This is a genomic window from Streptomyces sp. NPDC002564 (assembly GCF_042889645.1).
Classification (GTDB): Bacteria; Actinomycetota; Actinomycetes; order Streptomycetales; family Streptomycetaceae; genus Streptomyces.
Map to the genome: position 1 here is coordinate 215,589 of NZ_JBIARE010000006.1, position 23,515 is coordinate 239,103.

The 23,515-nt window shown below is 75.0% G+C and carries 20 protein-coding genes; 10 read left to right on the top strand and 10 right to left on the bottom strand.

Features of this window, described 5'->3' with window-relative positions; translation table 11 throughout:
• Nucleotides 1–12: 12 nt before the first annotated feature.
• Complete coding sequence (locus tag ACFYXE_RS22635; RefSeq protein WP_389314990.1) at nt 13–1,059, bottom strand: AraC family transcriptional regulator; 1,047 nt, start codon at nt 1,057–1,059, stop codon at nt 13–15.
• An 89-nt stretch (nt 1,060–1,148) separates the two neighbouring features.
• Here ACFYXE_RS22635 and ACFYXE_RS22640 point away from each other — a divergent pair, with 89 nt between their 5' ends.
• On the top strand, nt 1,149–2,063 hold the full coding sequence (locus ACFYXE_RS22640) for an MBL fold metallo-hydrolase (protein ID WP_389314992.1): 915 nt from the start codon (nt 1,149–1,151) through the stop codon (nt 2,061–2,063).
• On the opposite strand, the gene ACFYXE_RS22645 is transcribed toward ACFYXE_RS22640, so the two are convergent.
• Nucleotides 2,044–2,748, bottom strand: a complete 705-nt coding sequence (locus tag ACFYXE_RS22645) for a GDSL-type esterase/lipase family protein (RefSeq protein ID WP_389314994.1) — start codon at nt 2,746–2,748, stop codon at nt 2,044–2,046. The genes ACFYXE_RS22640 and ACFYXE_RS22645 overlap by 20 nt on opposite strands.
• Before the next feature lie 85 nt (nt 2,749–2,833).
• Between ACFYXE_RS22645 and ACFYXE_RS22650 the strand changes: the two genes are divergently transcribed.
• Nucleotides 2,834–3,835, top strand: a complete 1,002-nt coding sequence (locus ACFYXE_RS22650; protein ID WP_389314996.1) for a WD40 repeat domain-containing protein — start codon at nt 2,834–2,836, stop codon at nt 3,833–3,835.
• Between the two features lie 174 nt (nt 3,836–4,009).
• On the opposite strand, the gene serC is transcribed toward ACFYXE_RS22650, so the two are convergent.
• The 7 genes from serC to ACFYXE_RS22685 form a co-directional block, all read right to left on the bottom strand.
• Nucleotides 4,010–5,128, bottom strand: a complete 1,119-nt coding sequence (serC, locus tag ACFYXE_RS22655; RefSeq protein WP_389314998.1) for a phosphoserine transaminase — start codon at nt 5,126–5,128, stop codon at nt 4,010–4,012.
• A gap of 108 nt (nt 5,129–5,236) precedes the next feature.
• A complete protein-coding gene (locus ACFYXE_RS22660; protein ID WP_389315000.1) occupies nt 5,237–6,445 on the bottom strand; it encodes a cytochrome P450 in 1,209 nt (402 codons plus the stop codon).
• Nucleotides 6,442–7,701, bottom strand: a complete 1,260-nt coding sequence (locus ACFYXE_RS22665) for a cytochrome P450 (RefSeq protein WP_361179789.1) — start codon at nt 7,699–7,701, stop codon at nt 6,442–6,444. The genes ACFYXE_RS22660 and ACFYXE_RS22665 overlap by 4 nt, the downstream gene beginning before the upstream one ends.
• On the bottom strand, nt 7,698–8,351 hold the full coding sequence (locus ACFYXE_RS22670; protein WP_389315003.1) for an ATP/GTP-binding protein: 654 nt from the start codon (nt 8,349–8,351) through the stop codon (nt 7,698–7,700). Before ACFYXE_RS22670 ends, ACFYXE_RS22665 begins: the two co-directional genes overlap by 4 nt.
• Nucleotides 8,332–8,688, bottom strand: a complete 357-nt coding sequence (locus ACFYXE_RS22675; protein WP_361179787.1) for a DUF742 domain-containing protein — start codon at nt 8,686–8,688, stop codon at nt 8,332–8,334. The genes ACFYXE_RS22670 and ACFYXE_RS22675 overlap by 20 nt, the downstream gene beginning before the upstream one ends.
• Nucleotides 8,685–9,131 carry a roadblock/LC7 domain-containing protein gene (locus ACFYXE_RS22680; RefSeq protein ID WP_361179785.1) on the bottom strand — a complete coding sequence of 149 codons (447 nt, stop codon included), beginning with the start codon at nt 9,129–9,131 and terminating at the stop codon, nt 8,685–8,687. Before ACFYXE_RS22680 ends, ACFYXE_RS22675 begins: the two co-directional genes overlap by 4 nt.
• Nucleotides 9,128–10,798: an ATP-binding protein gene (locus ACFYXE_RS22685; RefSeq protein ID WP_389315006.1), complete on the bottom strand. Its 1,671-nt coding sequence runs from the start codon at nt 10,796–10,798 to the stop codon at nt 9,128–9,130. The genes ACFYXE_RS22680 and ACFYXE_RS22685 overlap by 4 nt, the downstream gene beginning before the upstream one ends.
• A 168-nt stretch (nt 10,799–10,966) precedes the next feature.
• Here ACFYXE_RS22685 and ACFYXE_RS22690 point away from each other — a divergent pair, with 168 nt between their 5' ends.
• From ACFYXE_RS22690 to ACFYXE_RS22700, 3 genes are all read left to right on the top strand, one after another.
• On the top strand, nt 10,967–13,828 hold the full coding sequence (locus ACFYXE_RS22690) for an FAD-binding and (Fe-S)-binding domain-containing protein (RefSeq protein WP_389315008.1): 2,862 nt from the start codon (nt 10,967–10,969) through the stop codon (nt 13,826–13,828).
• A gap of 917 nt (nt 13,829–14,745) precedes the next feature.
• Nucleotides 14,746–15,696 carry an SPFH domain-containing protein gene (locus tag ACFYXE_RS22695; protein WP_389315010.1) on the top strand — a complete coding sequence of 317 codons (951 nt, stop codon included), beginning with the start codon at nt 14,746–14,748 and terminating at the stop codon, nt 15,694–15,696.
• A 25-nt stretch (nt 15,697–15,721) separates the two neighbouring features.
• Nucleotides 15,722–16,696: a C40 family peptidase gene (locus tag ACFYXE_RS22700; RefSeq protein ID WP_389315012.1), complete on the top strand. Its 975-nt coding sequence runs from the start codon at nt 15,722–15,724 to the stop codon at nt 16,694–16,696.
• Between the two features lie 34 nt (nt 16,697–16,730).
• Here ACFYXE_RS22700 and ACFYXE_RS22705 read toward each other — a convergent pair whose 3' ends face one another.
• Complete coding sequence (locus ACFYXE_RS22705) at nt 16,731–17,507, bottom strand: VOC family protein (protein WP_389315014.1); 777 nt, start codon at nt 17,505–17,507, stop codon at nt 16,731–16,733.
• Between the two features lie 254 nt (nt 17,508–17,761).
• On the opposite strand from ACFYXE_RS22705, the gene ACFYXE_RS22710 reads away from it, so the two are divergent.
• From ACFYXE_RS22710 to ACFYXE_RS22730, 5 genes are all read left to right on the top strand, one after another.
• Nucleotides 17,762–18,814, top strand: a complete 1,053-nt coding sequence (locus tag ACFYXE_RS22710) for a DMT family transporter (protein ID WP_389315016.1) — start codon at nt 17,762–17,764, stop codon at nt 18,812–18,814.
• A gap of 14 nt (nt 18,815–18,828) precedes the next feature.
• Entirely contained in the window at nt 18,829–19,062 is a 234-nt protein-coding gene (locus tag ACFYXE_RS22715; RefSeq protein WP_389315018.1) for a hypothetical protein, read from the top strand.
• A 309-nt stretch (nt 19,063–19,371) separates the two neighbouring features.
• Nucleotides 19,372–20,181 (top strand): TIGR03084 family metal-binding protein, encoded by an 810-nt coding sequence (locus ACFYXE_RS22720; protein ID WP_389315020.1) that lies wholly within the window; start codon nt 19,372–19,374, stop codon nt 20,179–20,181.
• Between the two features lie 59 nt (nt 20,182–20,240).
• Nucleotides 20,241–21,893 (top strand): acyclic terpene utilization AtuA family protein, encoded by a 1,653-nt coding sequence (locus ACFYXE_RS22725; RefSeq protein WP_389315536.1) that lies wholly within the window; start codon nt 20,241–20,243, stop codon nt 21,891–21,893.
• Nucleotides 21,890–23,494, top strand: a complete 1,605-nt coding sequence (locus ACFYXE_RS22730) for a carboxyl transferase domain-containing protein (RefSeq protein ID WP_361172125.1) — start codon at nt 21,890–21,892, stop codon at nt 23,492–23,494. The genes ACFYXE_RS22725 and ACFYXE_RS22730 overlap by 4 nt, the downstream gene beginning before the upstream one ends.
• The last annotated feature ends 21 nt before the right edge of the window (nt 23,495–23,515 follow it).

A 23,515-nucleotide genomic window follows, 5' to 3' on the forward strand; every position in this document is an offset into this window, starting at 1 on the left:
GTGGAGTGGGCTCTAGGCAAGGGCGGCGGCGGTCGGCGCGGCGGGCCCGCCGGCCCGGGCGGCCGAGCCGGCCGAGCGCGCCCGGTACCGCCCCGGTGTCGTGCCGAAGGTGCGGGTGAAGGCGTGGGAGAGGGCGTAGGGGGTGCTGTAGCCGACCTGGCGGGCGATCGTGTCCAAGGGGGCGTCCGTGTCCCGGAGGAGGGCCGCGGCGCGGGACATGCGCCACCAGGTCAGGTAGGCCATGGGGGCGCGGCCGACCAGGGCGTTGAAGCGGCGGGCGAGCGTGGCGCGCGAGACCCCGGTGCGGGAGGCCAGCTCCGCGTTGGTCCACGGGGCTTCGGGGCGTTCGTGCAGCAGCCGCAGGGCGGCGGCCACCACCGGGTCGCCGAGCGCGGCGGGCCAGCGGGCCGCGCCCCCGGTGGCGGGCCCGGTGAGCCAGGCGCGGACCATGTAGACCAGGAGCAGGTCGAGGAGGCCGGGCACGACGATGTCGCCGCCGCAGCGGGAGGCGCCCGCCTCCCGGCCGAGCAGGTCGACGGCGGCCCGCAGTTCCGGGTGGTGCCCGGCGTGGCGCGGCAGGTGCACCATGTCGGGCATCTCGGCGAGCAGCGGGTGGGCGAGCCCGCGGTCGAGGCGGTACTTGCCGCACAGCATTTCCACGGCGGGGCCCGCCGGCCCGGGGGAGGCCAGGTGGAGGGGGCCGGGCGGCGGTGCGTGCGGGACGGGGCCGGGGGCCGGTCCGTCGTGCGTGACGGGGAGTCCCGCGGACTCCAGCCACCGGTCGAAGGGGACCGCGCGGGCGACGGCGGCCGGGTCCGCGGGCGTGTCCGCGAGGACGTGTCCGCTGCCGCGCGGCAGCAGCACCGCGTCGCCCGCCGCGAGCGTGAACGGCTCGCCCCCGTCGTCCGGGAGGACCCAGCAACTCCCCTCCAGGACCACGCGGAAGCCGATCCCGTCGTACGGGGGGAGCCGGGTGCACCAGGAACCGGTGACCCTGATCCGGTCGGAGACGGGCCGGCCGATCCGTACCGCCGCGATCGCGTCGCTGACCACATCCATGACGTGAGTCTACTGCGGTGAGACGTTCGCGTATCTGCTTGAGGCGAGCGGGCATTGAGAAGCTCACCGCCGCTTCCTACGGTGGGTCCATGAGCGAACTCACGCACGAGCAGATGGTGTTGGGCGACGTCGAGGTGCGCGGCGTCGTCGAGGTGGACCGGTTCCCGCTGCCGGCCGCGACGGTCGTCCCGGACGTGCCCGAGGAGGTGTGGCGCACGCACGCGGACCGGCTCGCGCCCGACCACCCCGACCACCCCGACTCCTACGACCCGGCGAGCGGCGAGGCCCTCGCGGTCATCAGGACCTGGGTGCTGCGCAGCGGGGGGAGGACGGTCCTGGTCGACACGGGCATCGGCAACGGCCGGGTGCGGCCGGGCGTGCCCGCCTTCGAGCACCTGGACACCGACTACCTCGGCCGGCTCGCCGCGGCCGGGGTGCGCCCCGAGGACGTCGACGTCGTCGTCAACACCCACCTGCACGGCGACCACATCGGCTGGAACACCCGGCAGGCGGACGGCGACTGGGTGCCGACCTTCCCTCGCGCCACCTATCTCCTGCCCGCCGCCGACCACGCCTTCTACGGCCCGGAGCGCGGCGACGCCGTCCCCGGGGCGAACCGGGCGGCCTTCGCCGACAGCGTCGCGCCGGTCGTGCGGGCCGGGCAGGCCGTGCTGTGGGAGGGCGCCCACCGCATCGACGCCCGCCTCACCCTGGAGGCCGCGCCGGGCCACACGCCCGGCTCGTCCGTGCTGCGGCTGCGCTCGGGCACCGACCGCGCGGTCTTCGCCGGCGACCTGCTGCACGTGCCGGTGCAGGTCCTCGAACCCGGCTGCAGCAGCTGCTTCTGCGAGGACCCGCGGCAGGCCGCGGCGTCCCGCGCCCGGGTGCTCGGCCGGGCCGCGGACGAGCGGGAGCTGCTGGTCCCGGCGCACTTCGCCGGGTCGGGCGCGGTCGAAGTGCGGCGCGACGGGGCGAAGTTCGCGATCAGCCGGTGGGTGTCATGACCGGGGTGGCGTAGGGGCCGCCGATGGCCCACGCCTGTGCCAGCGCCGCCGCGAAGGCCGCGGCCAGCTTGTGCTCGCCGCTCGCGTTCGGGTGCGTGCCGTCGTACGTGTCCGTGTGGATGTCGTACGCGGGCGGGCGCGAGGCGAGGAGCAGCGGCGAGGCGCCGGTGTCCAGGTCGGCGACGGCCTTGGCCAGGAGCTCGTTGAAGCGGGCCACTTCGGCGGCGAAGGGCGCGTCGGTCTCGGCCCGGACGTTCGGGATCACCGGGAGCAGGACCATGCGGATGCGCGGGTTGGCGGTGCGGGCGGCGGCGACGAAGGCGCGGACGTTGGCCGCGGTCTGCTCCGCGTCGGTGTAGAAGCCCAGGTCGATCAGGCCGAGCGAGACGAGCAGCACGTCGGCGGGGTCGCGCTCCAGGGCCCCGGCGATCGTCGGGGCCATGTGCAGCCAGCCCTCGCCCCAGCCCGCGAGGTGGTGCCGGGGGAAGGCGGGGGCGGCGCCGGCGTAGTCGTGGGAGAGCGGGCCGCCGGCGGCCTGGTCGTAGAGGGCGGTGCGCGGGCCGACCACGGCGACGTCCTCGGGGCCGAGGGTGTCGCACAGGTGCCGCCACATCCGCTGGCGCCAGGTGTGTTCACCGGCGCTTCCGATCGTCATCGAGTCGCCGACGAACATGAACCTGAGCATCCGCTCATCATCCCGGATCGGGGGGCCCGCCTGCGATGTGAGGCTGCGCACGCCGCCCGGACCGGCAGATGGCACGCTTGGCCCCATGCGTTCGCTTCGGGCTGTTCCGTCTGTCCTCGCCGGTGCCGTGCTGCTGACCCTCGCCGCCGCCGTGCCCGCCGTGGCCGACGACCACGACGGGTTCACCATCGAGGACCCGCGGATCGTCGAGTCCAGCGGCCTCGCCGCCTCCCGCGCCCACCCCGGCGTCTACTGGACGCACAACGACCAGGACAAGGGCGCCTACCTCTACGCGGTCGACTCGAAGACCGGCGAGACGGTGGCCACCGTCACGATGACGGGTGTGGGCAAGCCGCGCGACGTCGAGGCGATCTCGGTCGGCAGCGACGGCAACATCTACGTCGGCGACATCGGCGACAACCTCAACGGCACCTGGCCGAACGTGTGGATCTACAAGCTGCCCGAGCCCGAGCGGCTGAAGGACCAGACGGTCCGCGCCACCCAGTACGTCGTGAAGTACGCCGACGGGGCGCGGGACGCGGAGGCTCTGATGGTGCACCCGAAGACCGGGCGGCTCTACATCGTCAGCAAGAACGAGGACGGCGGCGGCCTGTACGAGAGCCCGGAGCGGATGAGCGCCTCGGGCACGAACGTCTTCCGGCGCGTGGGCGACATCGATCTCTGGGTGACGGACGGCGCCTTCTCGCCGGACGGCCGACGGCTCGCGCTGCGCGGGTACTTCGGCGGCATCTGGTACGCCTGGCGGGGCGAGGGGAAGCTGCCCGAGCGCAAGGGCCGGCTCAGCGTGCCGCTGCAGCGCCAGGGCGAGTCCGTCACCTACACCCTGGACGGCTCCACGCTGATGTACGGCACCGAGGGCGCACGCAGCGAGGTGACGCCGGTCGAGGCGCCGGGCGGCTCGGGCGGCGGCTCCGGCTCGTCGTCGGGCGGCTCGGGCGGGGACGGCGGTGCGGGGTCCGGGGGTGACAGCACCCTGAAGACCGGCGCGATCGCCCTGGGGGCGGTGCTGCTCGCGGTGTTCGGCGTGAAGCGGCTGTCGCGGCGGGGCGGGCGGCGGGGGAGGTAGCCGCCGCGCACGACCGGCCCGGGGACCGGCCGCGCCGGGGGCCGTGGGTACGCGGGGGCCTGCCCGCTCACGATGATCTACGGCTCCTCCGGGGCGCCCGGCCACGAGGGGGGCGCCCCGGAGGAGCGCGGGGACTGCGCAGTCAGCGACAGCGCACCCGCGGACGATGAACGGCTAGAGCTTGTCGATGACGAAGTCGATGCACTTCGTGAGCGCCTCGACGTCCGCGGGGTCGATCGCCGGGAACATCGCGACCCGCAGCTGGTTGCGCCCGAGCTTGCGGTACGGCTCGGTGTCCACGATCCCGTTCGCGCGCAGCGCCTTCGCCACGGCGCTCGCGTCGATCTCGTCCGAGAAGTCGATCGTGCCGATGACCTGCGAGCGCTTGGCCGGGTCCGTGACGAACGGCGTCGCGTACTTGGAGTCCTCGGCCCAGCCGTACAGCGCGCGCGCCGACGCGGCCGTGCGGCCGGTCGTGAAGTCCAGGCCGCCCTGGCCGTTCATCCAGTCGAGCTGCTCGGCGAGCAGGAAGAGCGTGGTGAGGGCCGGGGTGTTGTACGTCTGGTTCTTGCGGGAGTTGTCGATCGCCGTGGGCAGCGAGAAGAACTCCGGCACGTGGCGGCCGGACGCGTGGATCCGCTCGGCGCGCTCGATCGCGGCCGGGGAGAACGCGGCGAGCCACAGGCCGCCGTCCGACGCGAAGGACTTCTGCGGGGCGAAGTAGTAGACGTCCGTCTCGGCGATGTCGACCGGCAGGCCGCCCGCGCCGGAGGTGGCGTCCACCAGGACGAGGGACCCGGCGTCCGCGCCGTCGACCCGGCGGATCGGGGCGGCGACGCCCGTGGAGGTCTCGTTGTGCGTGAAGGCGTAGACGTCGACGCCCGCCTCGGCCTTCGGGTCGGGGTGCGTGCCCGGGTCGCTCGCAATGACGGTCGGCTCGGCCAGCCACGGGGCGAGCTTGGCGGCCTTCGCGAACTTGGAGGAGAACTCGCCGAAGCTCAGGTGCTGCGACTTGTTCTCGATCAGGCCGTGCGTCGCGACGTCCCAGAACGCGGTGGAGCCGCCGTTGCCGAGGATCACCTCGTACCCCTCGGGGAGGGAGAAGAGGTCCTTGACGCCGTCACGCACCCGGCCGACCAGGTTCTTGACCGGGGCCTGGCGGTGGGAGGTACCGAGGAGGGAGGTGCCGGTGGCGGCCAGGGCGTCCAGCGCCTCCGTACGCACCTTGGAGGGGCCCGCGCCGAAACGGCCGTCGGCGGGCTTCATGTCAGCGGGAATCTGGATCTCAGCCACGGGGGGAGCCTAGCGGCTCGGGGCGGGCCGTCCTCGGGGTGTCCGTCGGCTGAGATCCCGCTGCCCCCGGCGCGGACGGCCCGGGGGCGGGGCCGGTTGCCGGGAGAGCTAGCCGTCGAGCCGTACCGGGAGCTCGTACAGGTCGTTCTGGGTGACCACCGGCTTGTTGCGCAGGGCCGTGGGCGGCACCGCAAGGGCCAGGTCGGGGAAGCGGGCGTAGAGCGCGGGGAGGGCGACGCCGGCCTCCAGGCGGGACAGGGCCGCGCCGGGGCAGACGTGCGGGCCGTGGCCGAAGGAGATGTGGCGGGTGGGCGAGGTGCGGGTGATGTCGAAGTCGCCCGCCGTGGGGCCGTGCGCCGCCTCGTCGCGGCCTATCGCGCCGTACGACACGATCAGCGCGTCGCCCCGGCGGATCACCTTGTCGCCGACGGGCACGTCCTCGGCGGCGAAGCGGATCAGGACGTGCGAGGTGGGGGTCGCGTAGCGCAGGGTCTCCTCGATCACCGCGTCCCAGCCGACCTCGCCGGAGCGCACGAGCGCGAGCTGGTCGGGGTGGGCGCAGAGGTTGACGACCGCGTTGACGATGAGGGAGATCGTCGTCTCGTGGCCCGCGGCGACCATCAGCTGGAGGGTCGAGACGATCTCCTCGTCCGTGAGGTGGTCGCCGCCCTCCGACGCCTGGACCAGGGCGCTCGTCAGGTCGTCGCCGGGCTGCTCGCGGCGGGCCGCGACGACCCCGCCCATCATCGCGGCGAGCTCGCCGAGCGTCGCGACGACCTCCTCGGGGGGCGTCTGGGTGGAGAAGAACTTGTCGAACAGGACCTTCAGACGGGGGTGGTCCGCCTCGTCGATGCCCATCAGGTCGCTGATGACGTACATGGGCAGCGGGTAGGCGAACTCGGCCTTCAGGTCGACGACGTCGGCGTCCTTGGGGAGCCGGTCCAGGAGGCCGTCCGTCAGCTCGGCGATGCGCTCGCGCATGCGCTCCACGCGGCGCGGCGTCAGCGCCTGCGCGACCAGCGTGCGCATCCTGCGGTGCTCCTCGCCGTCGACCGTCAGCATGGAGCGGCCGGGGTTGGCGAGGCCGATCAGCGGCCAGTCGGCGGGGATCTCGCCGCGCCGCCAGGCGCCCCAGACCTCGATGTCCTTCACCAGCCGCTTGTCGTTCAGGAGTTGGCGGGCCTCGGCGTGGTGCGTGACCGCCCACACCGGGACGCCGCCGGGCAGCTCCGCCTCCGCGAGCGGGCCCGCCGCGCGCAGCCGGGCGCTCTCGCCGTCGAGGTCGGTGACGAACGGGTCCAGGGCGATGCGCGTCATCTGGATTCTCCAAGGGCTGAGGTCGGGGTCGGGGTGAAGCTCACCGGCAGGTCGGTGAGGCCGCGCAGCCACGGCGAGGGGCGGCGGGTCAGTTCGTGTGCCGGTACCGCGAGGTCGAGGTCGGGCAGCCGGTCGAGGAGGACCTCGATGCCGGTCCGCGCGATGACCTCGGCGACCTCCTGGGCGGGGAAGGGGCAGCGGTGCTCGCCGTGCCCGAAGGAGAAGTGCGCGCCGTTGCCGCCGGTCAGCGCCGAGCCGTCGGTGCGCACCTGCGGGTCGGCGTTGGCGGCGGCGAGGCCGAGCAGCAGCAGGTCGCCCGCGTTGATGCGGCGCCCGCCCAGCTGGGTGTCGCGCGAGGCCCAGCGCCCGGCGACGTTCTGCGTGGGGGTGTCCTCCCACAGGACCTCGTTCATGGCCTCGGCGACGCTGTGCCGGCCGCCGAACAGGGAGGCGGCGAAGCGGTCGTCGGTGAGCATCAGGCGCAGCGAGTTGCCGATCCAGTCGGCGGTCGGCTGGTGGCCCGCGGCCATCATCACCATCAGGTCCTGGGCGATCTCCTCGTCCGAGAAGCCCGAGCCGTCCTCGGCGAGCTGCGTCTCGATCATGTACGAGGCGACGTCCTGGCCGGGCCGGGCGTGCTTGTCGGCGATGAGCCGCATCATCGAACCGCCCAGGTGCTGCTGGCCCGCCAGGGCCCGCTCCCGGCCGTCGATCATGTCGTTCATCGCGGTGACCAGGCCGGGGCCCTGCTCGTCGGAGAAGCCGTAGATGCGGGCTAGGACGCGGACGGGCAGCAGCATCGCGTAGTCGGCGATGATGTCGGTGGCGCCCTTGCCGCAGAACCGGTCGATGAGCTCGTCGGCGAACGCCTCGGCGTGCGCCTTGAGTTCGAAGGCGTCGACCCCCTCCAGGGCGTGCGCGATCATCGCGGCGCGCCGGGTGTGCCGTTCGCCGACGGTGTAGAGGATCGACGGCTGCCGGTGGCCGATCATCGGGAGCAGCGGCCAGTCGGCGGGGATGTTCGGCCACTGGTTCCACAGCTCGGAGTCCCGGCTGTAGAGCACCGGGTCGCCGGTGACCTGGTGCAGTTCGCGGTAGCCGAGCACGAGCCAGGCGGGCACGTCGCCGTCGAGCAGCACGGGGGCGACGGAGCCGTGGTCGCGGCGCATCTCCCGGTAGAGCCGGGTGGGTTCGGTGGCGAACCGCGGTCCGGAGAGCGGTACGGGCGCGGCGGCGCCGGTCACGGGGCAGGTCACTGGGCGGTCTCCTGAGGGGCGCCGCGCTGTGCGGCGTACAGCGACGTGAGGTGTTCCACGAGCGTGATCAGCACGTCCTTGCTGGACTGCCGGGACCGCGCGTCGCAGTCGATGACCGGCACCCCCGGGTCGAGGTCGAGCGCCTCGCGCAGCTGCTCGGGGGTGTGCGCGGGGCCGCCGAAGTCGTTGCGGGCCACGATGAACGGCGTGCCGTGGTGCTCCAAGCGGTCGATCGCGTACCAGGAGTCCTGGATGCGGCGGGCGTCGACGAGGACGACCGCGCCGAGCGTGCCGGAGAAGAGGCGGTCCCACAGGAACCAGAAGCGTTCCTGGCCGGGCGCGCCGAAGAGGTACAGGACGTTGTGGGCGTCCAGCGAGATGCGGCCGAAGTCGAAGGCGACGGTCGTGGAGGTCTTGCCGCCCAGCCCGTCGAGGCCGCCGGTCTCGTCGATGCCCTGGCCGGCCTGCGTCATCGTCTCCTCGGTGGTGAGGGGACGGATCTCGCTGACGGAGCGGACCAGGGTCGTCTTGCCCACGCCGAAGCCGCCGACCACGACGATCTTGAGGCCGTTGTCGGCGGTGGCGGTCAACTCCCGGCGCGCCACGTCGCCTTCCGGTATCTGCGTGCGGTCAGAGATTGCGGAGTCCAACGAGCACCTGCTCCAGGATGTCGGGGTCGGGAAGGCTGTGGTCGGCGGCGGCCCGCGGGTGGCGTGCGCTGATCCGGCCCGCGTCGAGCAGGTCGGACAGCAGGATGCGGGTGATGCTCACCGGCAGGCCGAGCTCGGCGGCGATCTCCACCACGGCGGTCGGCAGGTGGCACAGCCGCAGGATCGCGGTGTGCTCGGACTGCATGCCGGGGACCGGAGCCGACTCGGCGACGACGAGGGTCACCAGGTCGAAGGGGGCGTCGGGCGCCGACCGGCTGCGGCCACCGGTGAGGGTGTACAGCCGGTCGGGGGAGTCGTCCCGGCCGGGGCGGCTCATGAGGCGGGCAGGGGGTGCGGGCCGTCGTCCGCGCGGGGCGCGGCGCGCAGGTGCTCGCCGAGCTGCTCGACCAGCTCGCTCATGGTGTGTCCGACCAGGCCCGCGTCGGCGTCCTCGGCGGCGATGACGGCGAGGTGGGCGCCCTCGCCGGCCTCGACGATGAAGAGGATGCCGCCGTAGAACTCGGCCATGGCGGAGCGGACCCCGCCGCTGCCGTCGCCGAACTCGGCGGACGCGCCGTGCGAGAGGGACTGGATGCCGGCGGCTATCGCGGCCAGCTGGTCGGCCTGGTCGACGGAGAGCTCGGGGGTGCGGCACAGCTTCAGGCCGTCCCGGGAGAGCACGAGGGCGTGCCGGGCGCCGGGGGTGCGCTCCAGGAGGCCCACGAGGAGCCAGGTGAGCTTGTCGTCGGTGGTGCTGCCGGGGGTGGTGCCGGTGGTCATCGGGGGGTGTCGCCTTCCGGGTGCGGGGGAGTTGCGGGGGCGTCCGCGTCCTCGGCCGGACCGGAGGGGTCGGCGGGCGAGGGGCGGACGGCCTGGCGGAAGCTGCTGAAGCGGGCCGCGGTGCTCGCGGCGGTGCCGGCGCGCGGCCGGATGCGGGTCTCGCCCGTGTCGCTGTCGCCGCGGGCCCGTTCGGCGGCGGCGAGGGTCCGGCCGCGGGGGCGCTTGGGCAGGGGCGCCTCGGCGGTGACCGGTGCGGGGGCGGCGGGCGCGGCGGCGGGGGTACCGGGCGCGGTCGTCCCGGGTGCGGGGGTCGTGTGCCGGGCCGGGGCGGGCGCGGGCGTCCCGGGTGCGGGTGACTCGTGCGCGGGCGACTGGTGCGTGGGTACGGGGTCCGGGTCGACGCGGTCGAGGGGTGCCTCGGGGGCGTGCGCGTCCGGGGCCGGCGTGGCGGCCGGTACCGGGACGGGCGGCGGGAGTTCGGCGCCGGGCGGCTCGGGGGCGGCGGGCAGGAGCGGGGCCGGGGCCGGTGCGGCCGGGAGGGTGGCCGGGACCGCCGGGGCCTGCTGCGAGGGGCGGGAGAGCAGCTCCTGGGGTATGAGCAGGAGCACGCCCGTGCCGCCGCGCGCCGAGGGCCGGAACGACACCGTCAGGCCGTGCTTGCGGGCCAGCCTGCCGACCACGGCGAGCCCGAGCCGGGTGCCGGACAGGCCGCCGAGCCCGGTCGCCTCGCCGGACACGGCGTGCTCGGCGCGGCGCTGCTGGACGGTGCCCATCACCAGGCCGCTGTCCTCGACGGAGATGATGACGCCGGCCGCGACCTCCTCGATGTAGACGTGCACTTCGGAGGTGGGCGGCGAGAAGTTCGCGGCGTTGTCCAGGAGTTCGGCCAGGGCGTGCATGACGCCCTCGGCGGCGTGGCCCGCGACGGCGACCTCGCTGGCCGAGTGGACGCGCACGCGCTGGTAGCCGCCGATGCGGCCCATCGCGCCGCGCAGGATCGACTCCATGACGATGGGCCGGGCCCAGCGGCGGCCCGAACGGGCGCCGGTGAGCACGGCCACCGAGTCGGCGATGCGGCCCGCCTGCGCGGTCCTGTGGTCCAGGTGGAGGAGGTCGGTGAGGACGTCCTCGTCGGCGTGCCTGCCCTCCATCTCGCGCAGGTCGGCGAGCATGCCGGTGGCCAGGGCCTGCATGCGGCCCGCGGCGTTGGCGCAGGCGGCGAGGGCGGCGGCGCGCTCGGACTCGGCGGCGCGGGCGCGCACGGTCAGGTCGGTCCGCTCCCGTACGAAGTGCTCGGTCAGGGCGGTCCGCTCGCGGGTGAACTCCTCGGTGCGGGCGGCCTGTTCCCGTACGAGACGTTCGGTGTCCCGGTGCACGGCGGTCACGCCCCGGCGCAGCAGGGCGTTGGCGCGCAGGGTGTGGAAGGCCACCGTCACGGCGGCGGTCAGCGCGAGGGCGGCGGCGCCGGAGCCCCAGGCCACGGCGGTGCGGGCGGAGCCGGGCGCGAGGGCGACGGCGGCTCCGGTCAGCAGCGCGGTGGTCAGGGCGCTCGCCAGCAGGACGAGCACGGTCGGGCGCGGCGGCGGGTTCTCCCACGCTCCCGGCTCCGCTCGGCCGGGGGATTCCCCGTGGGTCCCGGGGGGCGCGACGGGGGTTGGCGCGGTCATCAATCGGGTTCCTCGATCGGAAGCGACACACTTTACTCAAGCTCTGCTCAAGTCGGGATCACTATAGGAGAGTTAATGACCGTGTTGGGAATCTTCCCGTCCGGATCGTGAAAAAACGGGTGAGGCGGGGTGGCCGGGAGGGGCCGCGGCGGAGGCATCCTGGACGGCATGAGCGATCTCGACGCCGCCCCCGGCGGCCCGGCGCGGCACCGGCGGGACCAGGAGCGGGCGGACCAGGACGGCCTCGCGCGCGCCCTGCGCGCGGCGGTGCGCGGCGAGGTGGACCTCTCCGCGACCGCACGCGCCCTGCACACCATGGACGCCTCCAACTACCGCCGAGTGCCCGCCGCCGTGGTGGCCCCGCGCGACGCCGACGACGTGGCCGGCGTGCTCGCCGTCTGCCGGGAGCGGCAGGTCCCCGTCGTCGCGCGCGGCGCGGGCACCTCGATCGCCGGACAGGCCACCGGAGTCGGCGTCGTCCTCGACTTCACCCGCCACATGAACCGCGTCACCTCCCTCGACCCCGCCGCGCGCACCGCCGTCGTCCAGCCCGGCGTGGTCCTCGACGACCTGCGCGCGGCCGCCGCCCCGCACGGCCTCACCTTCGGCCCCGACCCCTCCACGCACAGCCGCTGCACCCTCGGCGGGATGATCGGCAACAACTCCTGCGGCGCGCACTCGGTGGCCTGGGGCACCACCGCCGACAACGTGACGGCGCTCTCCGTCCTGGACGGCACCGGCACGCCCCGCCGCCTCGCCCGCGGCTGGGACGGCGCCCCCGACGGCCTGCGCGCCCTGGTGGAGGGCGACCTGGCGCTGCTGCGCACCGGCTACCCCGACCTGCCGCGCCGCATCTCCGGGTACGCCCTGGACGCCCTGCTCCCCGAGCACGGCACGGACCTCGCCCGCGCCTTCTGCGGCTCGGAGGGCACCCTCGGCCTCCTCACCGAAGCGGTCGTACGCCTGGTCGACGCACCCCGCGCGCGGGCGCTCGCCGTGCTCGGCTACCCCGACGAGAGCGCGGCCGCCGAGGCCGCGGCCGGACTGCTCCCGCACGGCCCGCTGACCGTCGAGGGCATGGCGGCCGACCTCGTGCGCGGCGCCGACGGCCTGCCCGGGGGCGGCGCCTGGCTGTTCGTGGAGACCGGCGGCGACACCCCGGCCGAGGCCCGCGCGCGGGCCCGCACGATCGTGCGGGCCGCCGCCCCGGACACCGTGGACGCCCTGGTCGTCGACGACCCGGCGGGACAGCGCGCGCTGTGGCGCGTACGGGAGGACGCCAGCGGCACGGCCACGCGGATGCGGGACGGCACGGAGGCGTGGCCCGGCTGGGAGGACTGCGCGGTGCCGCCCGAGCGGCTGGGCGCGTACCTGCGGGACTTCCGCGGGCTGCTCGCCGGGCACGGGCTGCGCGGCACCCCCTACGGGCACTTCGGGGACGGCTGCATCCACGTGCGCATCGACTTCGACCTGATCGGCCGCGAGGGTATCGCCCGCTTCCGCCGCTTCTCCGAGGACCTCGCCGAGCTGGTCGTCGCGCACGGCGGCTCGCTCTCCGGCGAGCACGGCGACGGCCAGGCGCGCGCCGAACTCCTGCCGAAGATGTACGGGCCCGGGCTCGTCGGCCTGTTCGGCCGCGCGAAGGACCTCTGGGACCCGGCGGGCCTGCTCAACCCCGGCATGCTCGTCCGCCCCGACCCGCTCGACGCCAACCTGCGCTTCGCGCCCCTGCCGCGCGAACCCGTCGACGTGGTCTTCGGCTATCCGCACGACGACGGCGACTTCTCCGCCGCGGTCCGCCGGTGCGTCGGCGTCGCCAAGTGCCGCACGGCGGCCACCGCTTCGCCCTCCGGCGTGATGTGCCCGTCCTTCCGCGTCACCGGCGAGGAGGAGCACTCCACGCGCGGGCGCGCGCACCTCCTGCACGAGATGCTCGCCGGCGAGATCGTCACGGACGGCTGGCGCTCCACGGAGGTCAGGGACGCCCTCGACCTCTGCCTGTCCTGCAAGGGCTGCCGCTCGGACTGCCCGGTGGGCGTCGACATGGCCACGTACAAGGCGGAGTTCCTCCACCACCACTACGAGGGCCGCCGCAGGCCCGCCGCCCACTACACGATGGGCCGGCTTCCGCGCTGGCTGCGGGCCGTCGCGGTGACCCGCACGGCGCCCCTCGTCAACGCCCTCGCCCGCGTCCGGCCGTTGGCCGCGGCCGGCAAGCGGCTCGGCGGGATCGCTCCGGAGCGGGCCGTCCCCGACATCGCGCCCCGCACCCTGCGGCAGTGGTGGCGCCGGCGGCCGCGGTCCCGGGCCGTGCCCGACGTCGTGCTGTGGCCCGACACCTTCACCGACCACCTCTCGCCGGTCGTGGGCCGGGCCGCGGTCGCGGTCCTCGAGGACGCCGGGCTGACCGTCGCCCTGCCGCCGGACGGCGTCTGCTGCGGCATCACCTACGTCTCCACCGGGCAACTCGACCGCGCCCGCGCCGTACTGCGCGCCACCCTGGAGCGGATGGCGCCGCTCCTCGACGCGGGGACCCCGCTCGTCGTCCTGGAGCCGAGCTGCGCGGCCGCCTTGCGGACGGACCTGACGGAACTGCTCGGCGACGACCCGCGCGCCCACCGGATCGCCGCGTCGGTCCGCACGTTCGCCCAAGCCGTCGAGGAACTGGCCCCGCACTGGCAGCCGCCGCACGTCGGCCGCCCGGTCGTCGGCCAGACCCACTGCCACCAGCACGCGGTCCTCGGCGACGCGGCCGAGCGGCGGCTGCGGGCCAGGGCGGGCCTCACCGGCGACCTGAGCGGCGGCTGCTGCGGGCTCGCCGGGAACTTCGGCTTCGAGCGGGGGCATTACGAGGTGTCGAAGGCCTGTGCCGAGGAGCAGCTGCTGCCCTCGGTGGCGGCGGCCGACGGCGACGCGGTGGTCCTGGCCGACGGCTTCTCCTGCCGGACCCAGCTGGACCAGCTGGCGGGGGTGCGGGGGCGGCACCTGGCGGAGGTCCTCGCGGAGGGGATCGCGCGACGGGAGCGGTGAGGGCGCCGCGGGGGGAGGCGCGTGAGGTGGCACCTGGGACGGCGCGTGGGGCGGAGTGCCCCACGCGGGACCAAAGTCCCGGACATCGGTGACCTTTGCGGGGTGGCGCGGCTGTCCGGTTCCGGCAGGATCGGGATGGTTCATGATCATCTGTCGAGGCGTCAATTGTCGTGCGCCCGCGAGAAGTCTGGTGTGCCGCCGTGCCGGAAGAGCCGCAGGAGTCCGCAGCGGGAAAGGGACCCGTGGATCCCGAAGCCCCGACCGTCCCGGAGGGCCCGAACAGGCCGGCCCCGCGCCCCGGCCCCCGTGTGCCCGCCGCCCCGCCCCGCGAACTCGTCGTCCGCAACCGCCACGACTCGATCCCCATGGACCTGCTCTTCCGCGGGGACACCGTCGAACTCCCGAAGCCGCTGAAGAAGCACGAGCCGACGGCGGGCCCACGCCCCGGGGCGCCGGACCGGGAGGAGGAGCGGGGGTGTTCGGGGGACGGGGGTCTGGGCGGGGGCCTGGGCGGCGACCGGGATGGTGATGATGGCGGGGGCCGGGACGGTGACCATGGCGGGGGCCGGGACGGCGCTCACGGAGCGGACGGCGACCGCGGAATGGACGGCGCTCACGGAGCGGACGGCGACGGTGGCAGGGGGCACGGCGTCGGTGACGGTGGCCGGGATCGGGACGGGGGCAGTAGTCGGGGCCGGGAGCGGGGGCATGGCGGTGACGGTGGCCGGGGACGCGGTGGCGACTGGGATCGCGATGGTGAGGGTGGCCGGGGACGCGGCGGTGGCTCGGATCGCGACCGTGTCGGTGTCGGTGTCGGTCTCGGTGGAGGTGGGGGCGTCGGTGTCGGTGGCGGTGGTGGGGTGTCTGGTCGGGAAGGGGGGCGGGGGCGGGGGAGCGGTGGCGCGGGGGTGTCGGGTGTGGAGAGTCGGTCGCCGCTCTCGCCGCCCCGGCCCGACCGGGATCTCGCCGAGCGGCGGGGGCCGGCCTGTTCCGGCTGGTGGGCGCTGCTCGTCGCGCTGCTTGCGCTCGCGGGCGCGAGCTGGCTCGTATGGTCCGGCGGGCTGCTGCCCGACCCGGTCACCGAGTTCCTGCGGCTGCCCGCGCGCCCGCGCGAGGGGCTGGACGCCGCGCGCTGGGCGGCCGTCGCGGGCTGCGGAATCGTCGCTCTCCTCGCCCTCGGCGGGCTCACCAGGGGCCGGGTCGGCAGCGCCTGGACGCTGACGCTCCTCGGCCGCTACCGGGGCAGCGTGCGCCGCACCGGGCTGGTGTGGATCAGCCCGCTGATGCTGCGCAGGCGCGTCGACGTACGCCTGCGGCACTGGCGCAGCGAACCGATGACGGCCGTCGACGCGCAGGGCGTCGAACTGCGCGTGGTCGTCCTGGTGGTGTGGCAGGTCAAGGACGCGGCGCGGGCCCTCCTCACGATCGACGACCACGCCGCCTACCTGCGCGAACAGGTGGAGGCGGGGACCGCGCGGGTGATTTCGAGGCTGCCCGCCGACTCCTTCCGCGAGCCCGCCGACGACACGCCGACGCTGCGCGACACCGAGGCCGTCGGCGACGCGCTCAGCAGGACGCTCGCGGCGGAGTGCCGGGCCGTCGGCATCGAGGTGTTCTCGGCCCGGCCCACGCGCGTGGAGTACGCGCCGGAGGTCGCGGCCGCCATGCAGCGCCGCCAGATCGCCGCCATCGACGCCAAGCACCGGGACAGCGTGCTGACGTCGGTGCTCGACGCCGTGGACGACACCGTCCGCAGGCTCACCGAACGGGGACTCGTCGCACTCGACGACTACGAACGGAAGGCCCTGGTCAAGGACTTGACCGTGGCCTTCTACACGGCGCGGGGGACCGCCGTCGACACCCACTGAGCGGTACGGAACGAGAGGACCACCCGTGCGGACACCCCGATTCAGCGAAGAGACACCCGCCGACTGCGCGTGCGGACACTGTGCGGCGGCTCCGGCCGTCGCCCACCAGGGGGCGCAGCGGTGCGGCGCCGTGCGCGGGGCCGTGGTGGCCGCCGTCGGCGCGGCCGTGCTCGTGGGCGCCGCGTCCGGCACCGCGGCGGCCGAGCCCGCGCCGAGCCGCGCGGGCTGGGACGGCGCCAGGTACTGGTACAAGGACGCCACCGGCTGGTGGCGCTGGACGTCGCACTACGACAAGTACCGGGCGCGCGGCGGCGCGTCGGACGGCCGGCACGGCTGGTCCGGGACGCGTTCCCCGGCCGCTGCCGCCCCGGCCCGGAGCACGTCCGCCGAACCCACCTTCCGCGGCCGTCAGGGGTGGGACGCCACCGACCGCGTGTACTGGTACCGCAGCGGCGGTCACTGGTACTGGACCAGCCACCAGGACAAGTACGAGCGCCGCACGGGCCGTTCCGGAGGCTCGTCGTCGGCCGGATCGACGCCTGCCGGTTCGTCGTCGGCCGGATCGACGTCCGCCGGTTCGCGGGGGCGGAGCGGTCCCGGCACCGGCACCGGTACTGGCACCGGCACGCCCGGCAGGCACGGCACCGAGGCGGCCGTCTCGTACGCGATGGGGCACCTCGGCGACCCCTACGTGTGGGGCGGCAACGGGCCGCACGGGTGGGACTGTTCGGGCCTGGTGATGGCGGCCTACCGGCAGGCGGGCATCTCGCTGCCCCGCGTCGCCGCCGCCCAGTACCGCGCCACGCAGCCCCTCTCGCGCGACCGGCTGCGCCGCGGCGACCTGGTGTTCTTCAGCGGTGACGGCAGCGCGTCCGGCATCCACCACGTGGCGATCTACCTGGGCGGCGGCCAGTACCTGGAGGCCCCGCGGCCCGGCAGGTCGGTCCGGATCTCGTCCTTCGGCCGGTACGCGCCGAACCTGTACGGGCGGGTGCGCTAGCCGGGCGGCGGGGGCGGTCGGGCCGGTGCGGGGATCAGTGCGGGGAGAGGATGCAGAACTCGTTGCCCTCCGGGTCGGCGAGGACCGTCCACGGGGCGTCGCCCTGGCCGATGTCGAGGTCGGTGGCGCCGAGCCTCCGCAGCCGGTCGGCCTCCGCCCGGCGGTCGCCGCCGGGGTAGGGCCGCAGGTCGAGATGGATGCGGTCGAGGCCCCTCTTCGGCTCGGACGTGCGCAGGAACTCCAGGTAGGGGCCGACTCCCGTGGCCGAGCGCAGGGCGGCCCGCTCGTCGGTCACCTCGTGCACGGTCCAGTCCGTCGCCTCGCCCCAGAACCGGGCCATGGCCCGCGGATCCAGGCAGTCGACGACGACCGCCGCCATCACCCCGGTGTCCCGGTACACGTCCCGGGGCTCCAGGACGCAGAACTCGTTGCCCTCCGGGTCGGCGAGCACCGTCCACGGCACGCCGTCGCCCTGGCCCACGTCGGCGGGTGACGCGCCGAGCGCCGTCAGACGCGCCACCAGCTCGGCCCGGTGGGCCGCCGACGTGGTGGCGAGGTCGACGTGCACGCGGTTCTTCGCCGTCTTGGGGGCCGGGGCGGGGACCGGCCGGGGGTCCGCCCCGGCGTCCGGGGGGCCGATCACGTCGATGCAGAGGGCGGCCGGGTCGGGGTAGGTGGAGCCCGGCTGTTCGACGTTGGTCTCCGGGCCCTTGTCGCCGGTGATCTCCCAGCCCAGCGCGTCCGCCCAGAACCGGCCGAGCGCGGAGTTGTCCCCGGCCTTCATCGAGATCTGCACCAGTCGCGTAGTCATGGCGCCGATCCTAGGCATGATCGTCCCGTCGGCGGCGCTGCTGCTCGGACCCGAGCCGGTACGGGGGCGGGACCCGGTCGTGCGCCGGGTTCCGCCCCCGGTCGCGCGCCGGTGCCCGGCCCCGCTCCGTGGACGCGGCTTGCGTACAGCAGCAAAAGGGCTTCACAATCCTGTCGTAGTGCACTCCCTTGGACGCTGAAGTCCAGAAACCTGAACTCCCGGGTGTGCCGAGGCACACCAGGAAAGGCTCGCCCGTGAACGTCTCCCGCAGCGATCAGGCACCCGGCGCGGCACCCGGCGCGGCGCGCGGACCGGGGCTGCGCGGCCGCGCCGGTTCCCTCGGTCCCGTCGGGCTCGTCCTCGCGGGCGGGATCTCCGTGCAGTTCGGCGGCGCGGTCGCGGTGAGCGTCATGCCGCGGGTCGGCGCGGTGGGCATCGTGGCGCTGCGGCTGCTGTTCGCCGCGCTCGTCCTGCTCGTCGTCTGCCGCCCGAAGCTGCGCGGGCACTCGCGGGCGGACTGGGGCACGGTCGTCGCGTTCGGCGTCGCCATGGCCGGGATGAACGGCCTGTTCTACCAGGCCGTCGCCCGTATCCCGATGGGCCCTGCGGTCACCCTCGAGGTGCTCGGGCCGCTCGCCCTCTCCGTCCTCGCCTCGCGCCGCGCGGTGAACCTGATCTGGGCGGGGCTCGCCCTGTGCGGTGTCTTCCTGCTCGGCGGCGGGGGCGGCTTCGACGGGCTCGACCCGGCCGGTGTGGCCTACGCGCTCGGGGCGGGCGCGATGTGGGCGGTGTACATCCTCTTCAGCGCCCGTACGGGGCGTCGCTTCCCGCAGGCCGACGGACTGGCGCTCGCGATGGCCGTCGCGGCGGTGCTGTTCCTGCCGCTGGGGATCACGGCGGCCGGGGCGAAGCTGGTGGACCCGGGCACGGTGGCGCTGGGCGCGGCCGTCGCGGTGATGTCGTCCGTCCTGCCGTACACCCTCGAACTCCTCGCGCTGCGGCGGCTCCCCGCGCACACGTTCGCGATCCTGATGAGCCTGGAACCGGCCATCGCGTCCGTCGCGGGCTTCCTCGTCCTGAGCCAGGCCCTGTCCGTCGCGGAGGCGCTGGCGATCGCCCTGGTCATCGCGGCGAGCATGGGCGCGGTGCGGACGCAGGTGGGGCGACGCGGCACCGGCCGCGGCGCGGACCCGGTGACGGAGGCGGGCGCGGGCCCGGCGGCGACGGTGGACCCGTCGACCGATACGGGTGCGGGCGCCGGCGCCGGTGCCGGCGCAGATGCGGCAAGGACGCCGACGCAGCCGTAGACACGGACACGGGCGTGGACGCACGTACGGCCACCGACCCCGGTACGGCCACCGACCCCGGTACGGCCACCGACCCCGGTACGGCCACCGACCCCGGCACGGCCACCGACCCCGATACGACCACCGGCCTCACCCCCAAGACCCCCACCCCCAAGACCCCCACCCCCAAGACCCCCACCCCCAAGACCCCCACCCCCAAGACCCCCACCCCCGAGCCCTCCGGCCACGGCCACGCCCCCCGCCCCTGACGCACCCGATCCCGTCGTTTTCTGGCCCCGGCTCCCTCCCAGGGTGGCCCGCCCCCCACGCCCACCCCCGAGGCTTCCGCCCCCGGCTCCACCAGCCCTGACGCCCCCGGACCCCGCTTCCCCGGCTCCCGGGACCGCCCCGGAGCCGTCGGGGAGTCGTCGGGGAGTCGTCCGGAAACTCATGCAAGCACGCTTGCTTGTTTCCATGGGCGCTGCCATGCTCCCTGGCACTTCCCCACGTTCGCGACCGCGGGACGTCCGCGACCGCGAGCGGGGGAGACCTCATTGGTGCCCCGAGGGGAGCGCTCCGTGCCCGATGCCCTGCCCGTGCTCGACGACCTGCGCGACGAGAGCGAGGAACTCGACACGCTCGTCGCGGAGTTGAGCCGGGACCAGTGGTCCCTCGCGACCCCCGCGCCCGGCTGGACGATCGCCCACCAGATCGCGCATCTCGCCTGGACGGACCGCGCGGCCCTGCTCGCCGCCACCGACCCCGGCGCGTTCGCCGCCGAGGTCGACAAGGCCGCCGCCGCGCCCGACTCGTTCGTGGACGAGGGCGCGGCGGAGGGGGCCGCGCTGCCGCCCGCCGAACTGCTCGGCCGCTGGCGGTCCGGGCGCGACGCGCTGGCCCGGGTCCTGGCGAAGGCGCCCGCGGGGACCCGGCTGCCCTGGTACGGGCCGCCGATGGCCGTGCCCTCGATGGCGACGGCACGGCTCATGGAGACCTGGGCGCACGGCCAGGACGTCGCCGACGCGCTCGGCGTGCGCCGCCCCGCGACCGGCCGGCTGCGGCACGTGGCGCGGATCGGCGTGCGGGCCCGCGACTTCGCCTTCGCGGTGCACGGACTGACCGCCCCCGGCGAGGAGTTCCGCGTCGAGCTGACCGCGCCCGGCACGGGTGAGGTGTGGGCGTACGGCCCCGAGGACGCCGCCCAGCGCGTGACCGGACCGGGCCTCGACTTCTGCCTCCTCGTCACCCGCCGGGCCCACCGCGCCGACCTCGCCGTACGCGCCGAGGGCCCCGACGCCGACCGCTGGCTGGACGTCGCGCAGGCCTTCGCGGGCCCGCCCGGCGCCGGACGCGCCCCCGGGGCGGCCACCGAGGGGGCCGGCGCGTGACCGCCCGCCCGCTGCGCATCGGCAACGCCTCCGGCTTCTACGGCGACCGCTTCGACGCGATGCGCGAGATGCTCACCGGCGGCCCCCTCGACGTCCTGACCGGCGACTACCTCGCCGAACTGACCCTGCTGATCCTCGGCCGCGACCGCCTCAAGGACCCCTCGCGCGGCTACGCCAAGACCTTCCTGCGCCAGCTGGAGGAGTGCCTCGGGCTCGCCGGGGAGCGGGGCGTGCGGATCGTCGCCAACGCGGGCGGCCTCAACCCGGCCGGACTCGCCGACGCCGTACGGCAGCTCGCCGGGCGGCTCGGGCTCGACGGGGTACGGGTCGCGCATGTCGAGGGCGACGACGTCGGCCACCGCTTCCCCGGCGCCCTGACCGCCAACGCCTACCTCGGCGGCGCCGGCATCGCCGCCTGCCTGGACGCGGGCGCCGACGTCGTCGTCACCGGCCGCGTCACCGACGCCGCCCTGGTCACCGGGCCCGCCGCCGCGCACTTCGGGTGGGCGATCGACGACCACGACCGGCTGGCGGGCGCGGTCGTCGCCGGGCACGTCCTGGAGTGCGGCGCCCAGGCCACCGGCGGCAACTACGCCTTCTTCGCCGGGCACGGCACCCGCGCCGGGGACCCGGCCGCCCTGCGCCACCCCGGCTACCCCCTCGCCGAGATCCACGAGGACGGCTCGTGCGTCATCACCAAGCACGACGGCACCGGCGGCTTCGTCGACATCGGCACGGTCACCGCGCAACTCCTCTACGAGACGCAGGGCGCCCGGTACGCGGGCCCCGACGTCACCGCCCGCCTCGACACGGCCGTCCTCACCCAGGAGGGCCCCGACCGGGTCCGGATCGGCGGAGTGCGCGGCGAGGCGCCGCCCCCCACCCTCAAGACCGGCCTCAACCGCCTCGGCGGCTTCCGCAACGAGGTCGTCTTCGTGCTCACCGGCCTCGACATCGACGCCAAGGCCGCCCTGGTCCGTACCCAGATCGAGGACGCCCTGGACCGCGCCGACTCCCGCCCCGCCGACGTCCGCTGGGAGCTCGCCCGCACCGACCGCGCCGACGCGCCCACCGAGGAGAGCGCCAGCGCCCTGCTCCGGCTCGTCGTGCGCGACACCGACGCGGACACGGTGGGCCGCACCCTCAGCGGCGCCGCCATCGAGCTGGCCCTCGCCAGCTACCCCGGCTTCCATGTGACCGCGCCGCCCGGCAGGGGCGCGCCCTACGGCGTCTTCGAGGCCGCCCACGTCGACCGCGACAGCGTCGACCACGTGGCGGTCCTGCCCGGCGGCCGGCGCACCCCCGTCCCCTCCGGCACCGTCACCCGCGTACTGGAGGACCCCGCACCCCCGCCGCTGCCCGCGCCGCTGCCGCCGGGGCCCACCCGCCGCGCCCCGCTCGGCCTCGTCGCCGGGGCTCGCAGCGGCGACAAGGGCGGCGACGCGAACGTCGGCGTGTGGGTGCGCACCGACGACGCCTGGCGGTGGCTCGCCCACGAACTGACCGTCGAGCGGCTGCGCGCACTCCTGCCGGAGACCGCGCCGTTGCGGATCGTCCGCCACGACCTGCCGAACCTGCGCGCCCTGAACTTCGTCGTCGAGGGCCTGCTCGGCGAGGGCGTGGCCGCCCGGGCCCGCTTCGACCCGCAGGCCAAGGGCCTCGGCGAGTGGCTGCGCGCCCGCCACCTGGACATCCCGGAGGTACTGCTGTGACCGTCCTCGCCTCCGCGCTCGACCCCGCGAGCGCCGAGTACGCCGAGCACCGCGAGACCATGCTGGAGCGGCTCGCCGAACTCTCCGCCGAGCAGGCCAAGGCCCTCGAGGGCGGCGGCGAGAAGTACGTGGCCCGGCACCGCAAACGCGGCAAGCTGCTGGCCCGCGAGCGCATCGAGCTGCTCCTCGACCCGGACACGCCCTTCCTCGAACTGTCCCCGCTCGCCGCCTGGGGCAGCGACTACCCCGTCGGCGCCTCCATGGTCACCGGCATCGGCGTCGTCGAGGGCGTCGAGTGCCTGATCACCGCCAACGACCCGACCGTCCGGGGCGGCGCCTCCAACCCCTGGACGCTGAAGAAGGCCTTCCGGGCGCACGAGATCGGGCACGCGAACCGGCTGCCGTCCATCCACCTCGTCGAGTCCGGCGGCGCCGACCTGCCCTCCCAGAAGGAGATCTTCATCCCGGGCGGCGCCCTGTTCAAACACCTCACGCAGTCCTCCGCCGCGGGCATCCCCACCATCGCCGTCGTCTTCGGCAACTCCACGGCGGGCGGCGCCTACGTGCCCGGCATGAGCGACCACGTGATCATGGTCAAGGAGCGCGCGAAGGTCTTCCTCGGCGGCCCGCCCCTGGTCAAGATGGCCACCGGCGAGGAGAGCGACGACGAGTCGCTCGGCGGCGCCGAGATGCACGCCCGCACCTCCGGCCTCGCCGACCACCTCGCCGAGGACGAGCGGGACGCGCTGCGCCAGGCCCGCCGGGTGGTATCCCGGCTCAACTGGCACAAGGCGTACGCCGATCCGGACCCGGTCGCCGTCGTGCCGCCCCGGTACGACGAGGACGAGCTGCTCGGCATCGTCCCCGGCGACCTGAAGAAGCCCTTCGACCCGCACGAGGTCATCGCCCGGATCGTCGACGGCTCCGACTTCGACGCGTTCAAGCCGCTGTACGGGAGTTCGCTGGTCACCGGCTGGGCGCGGCTGCACGGCTACCCGGTCGGCATCCTCGCCAACGCGCAGGGCGTGCTGTTCAGCGAGGAGTCGCAGAAGGCCGCCCAGTTCATCCAGCTGGCCAACCAGCGCGACATCCCGCTGCTGTTCCTGCACAACACCACCGGCTACATGGTCGGCAAGGAGTACGAGCAGGGCGGCATCATCAAGCACGGCGCCATGATGATCAACGCGGTGTCCAACTCGAAGGTGCCGCACCTCTCCGTCCTGATGGGCGCCTCCTACGGCGCCGGGCACTACGGCATGTGCGGCCGCGCCTACGACCCCCGCTTCCTCTTCGCCTGGCCGGGCGCCAAGTCCGCGGTGATGGGCCCCCAGCAGCTCGCGGGCGTCCTGTCGATCGTCGCCCGCGCCTCCGCCGCCGCCAAGGGGCAGCCCTACGACGACGAGGCCGACGCGGCGCTGCGCACCATGGTCGAGCAGCAGATCGAGTCCGAGTCCCTGCCGATGTTCCTGTCCGGACGGCTCTACGACGACGGGGTCATCGACCCCCGTGACACCCGCACCGTCCTCGGCCTGTGCCTGTCCGCGATCCACACCGCCCCCTACGAGGGCGCGCGCGGCGGCTTCGGCGTCTTCCGGATGTGAGGACCTTCCCCGATGGACGTG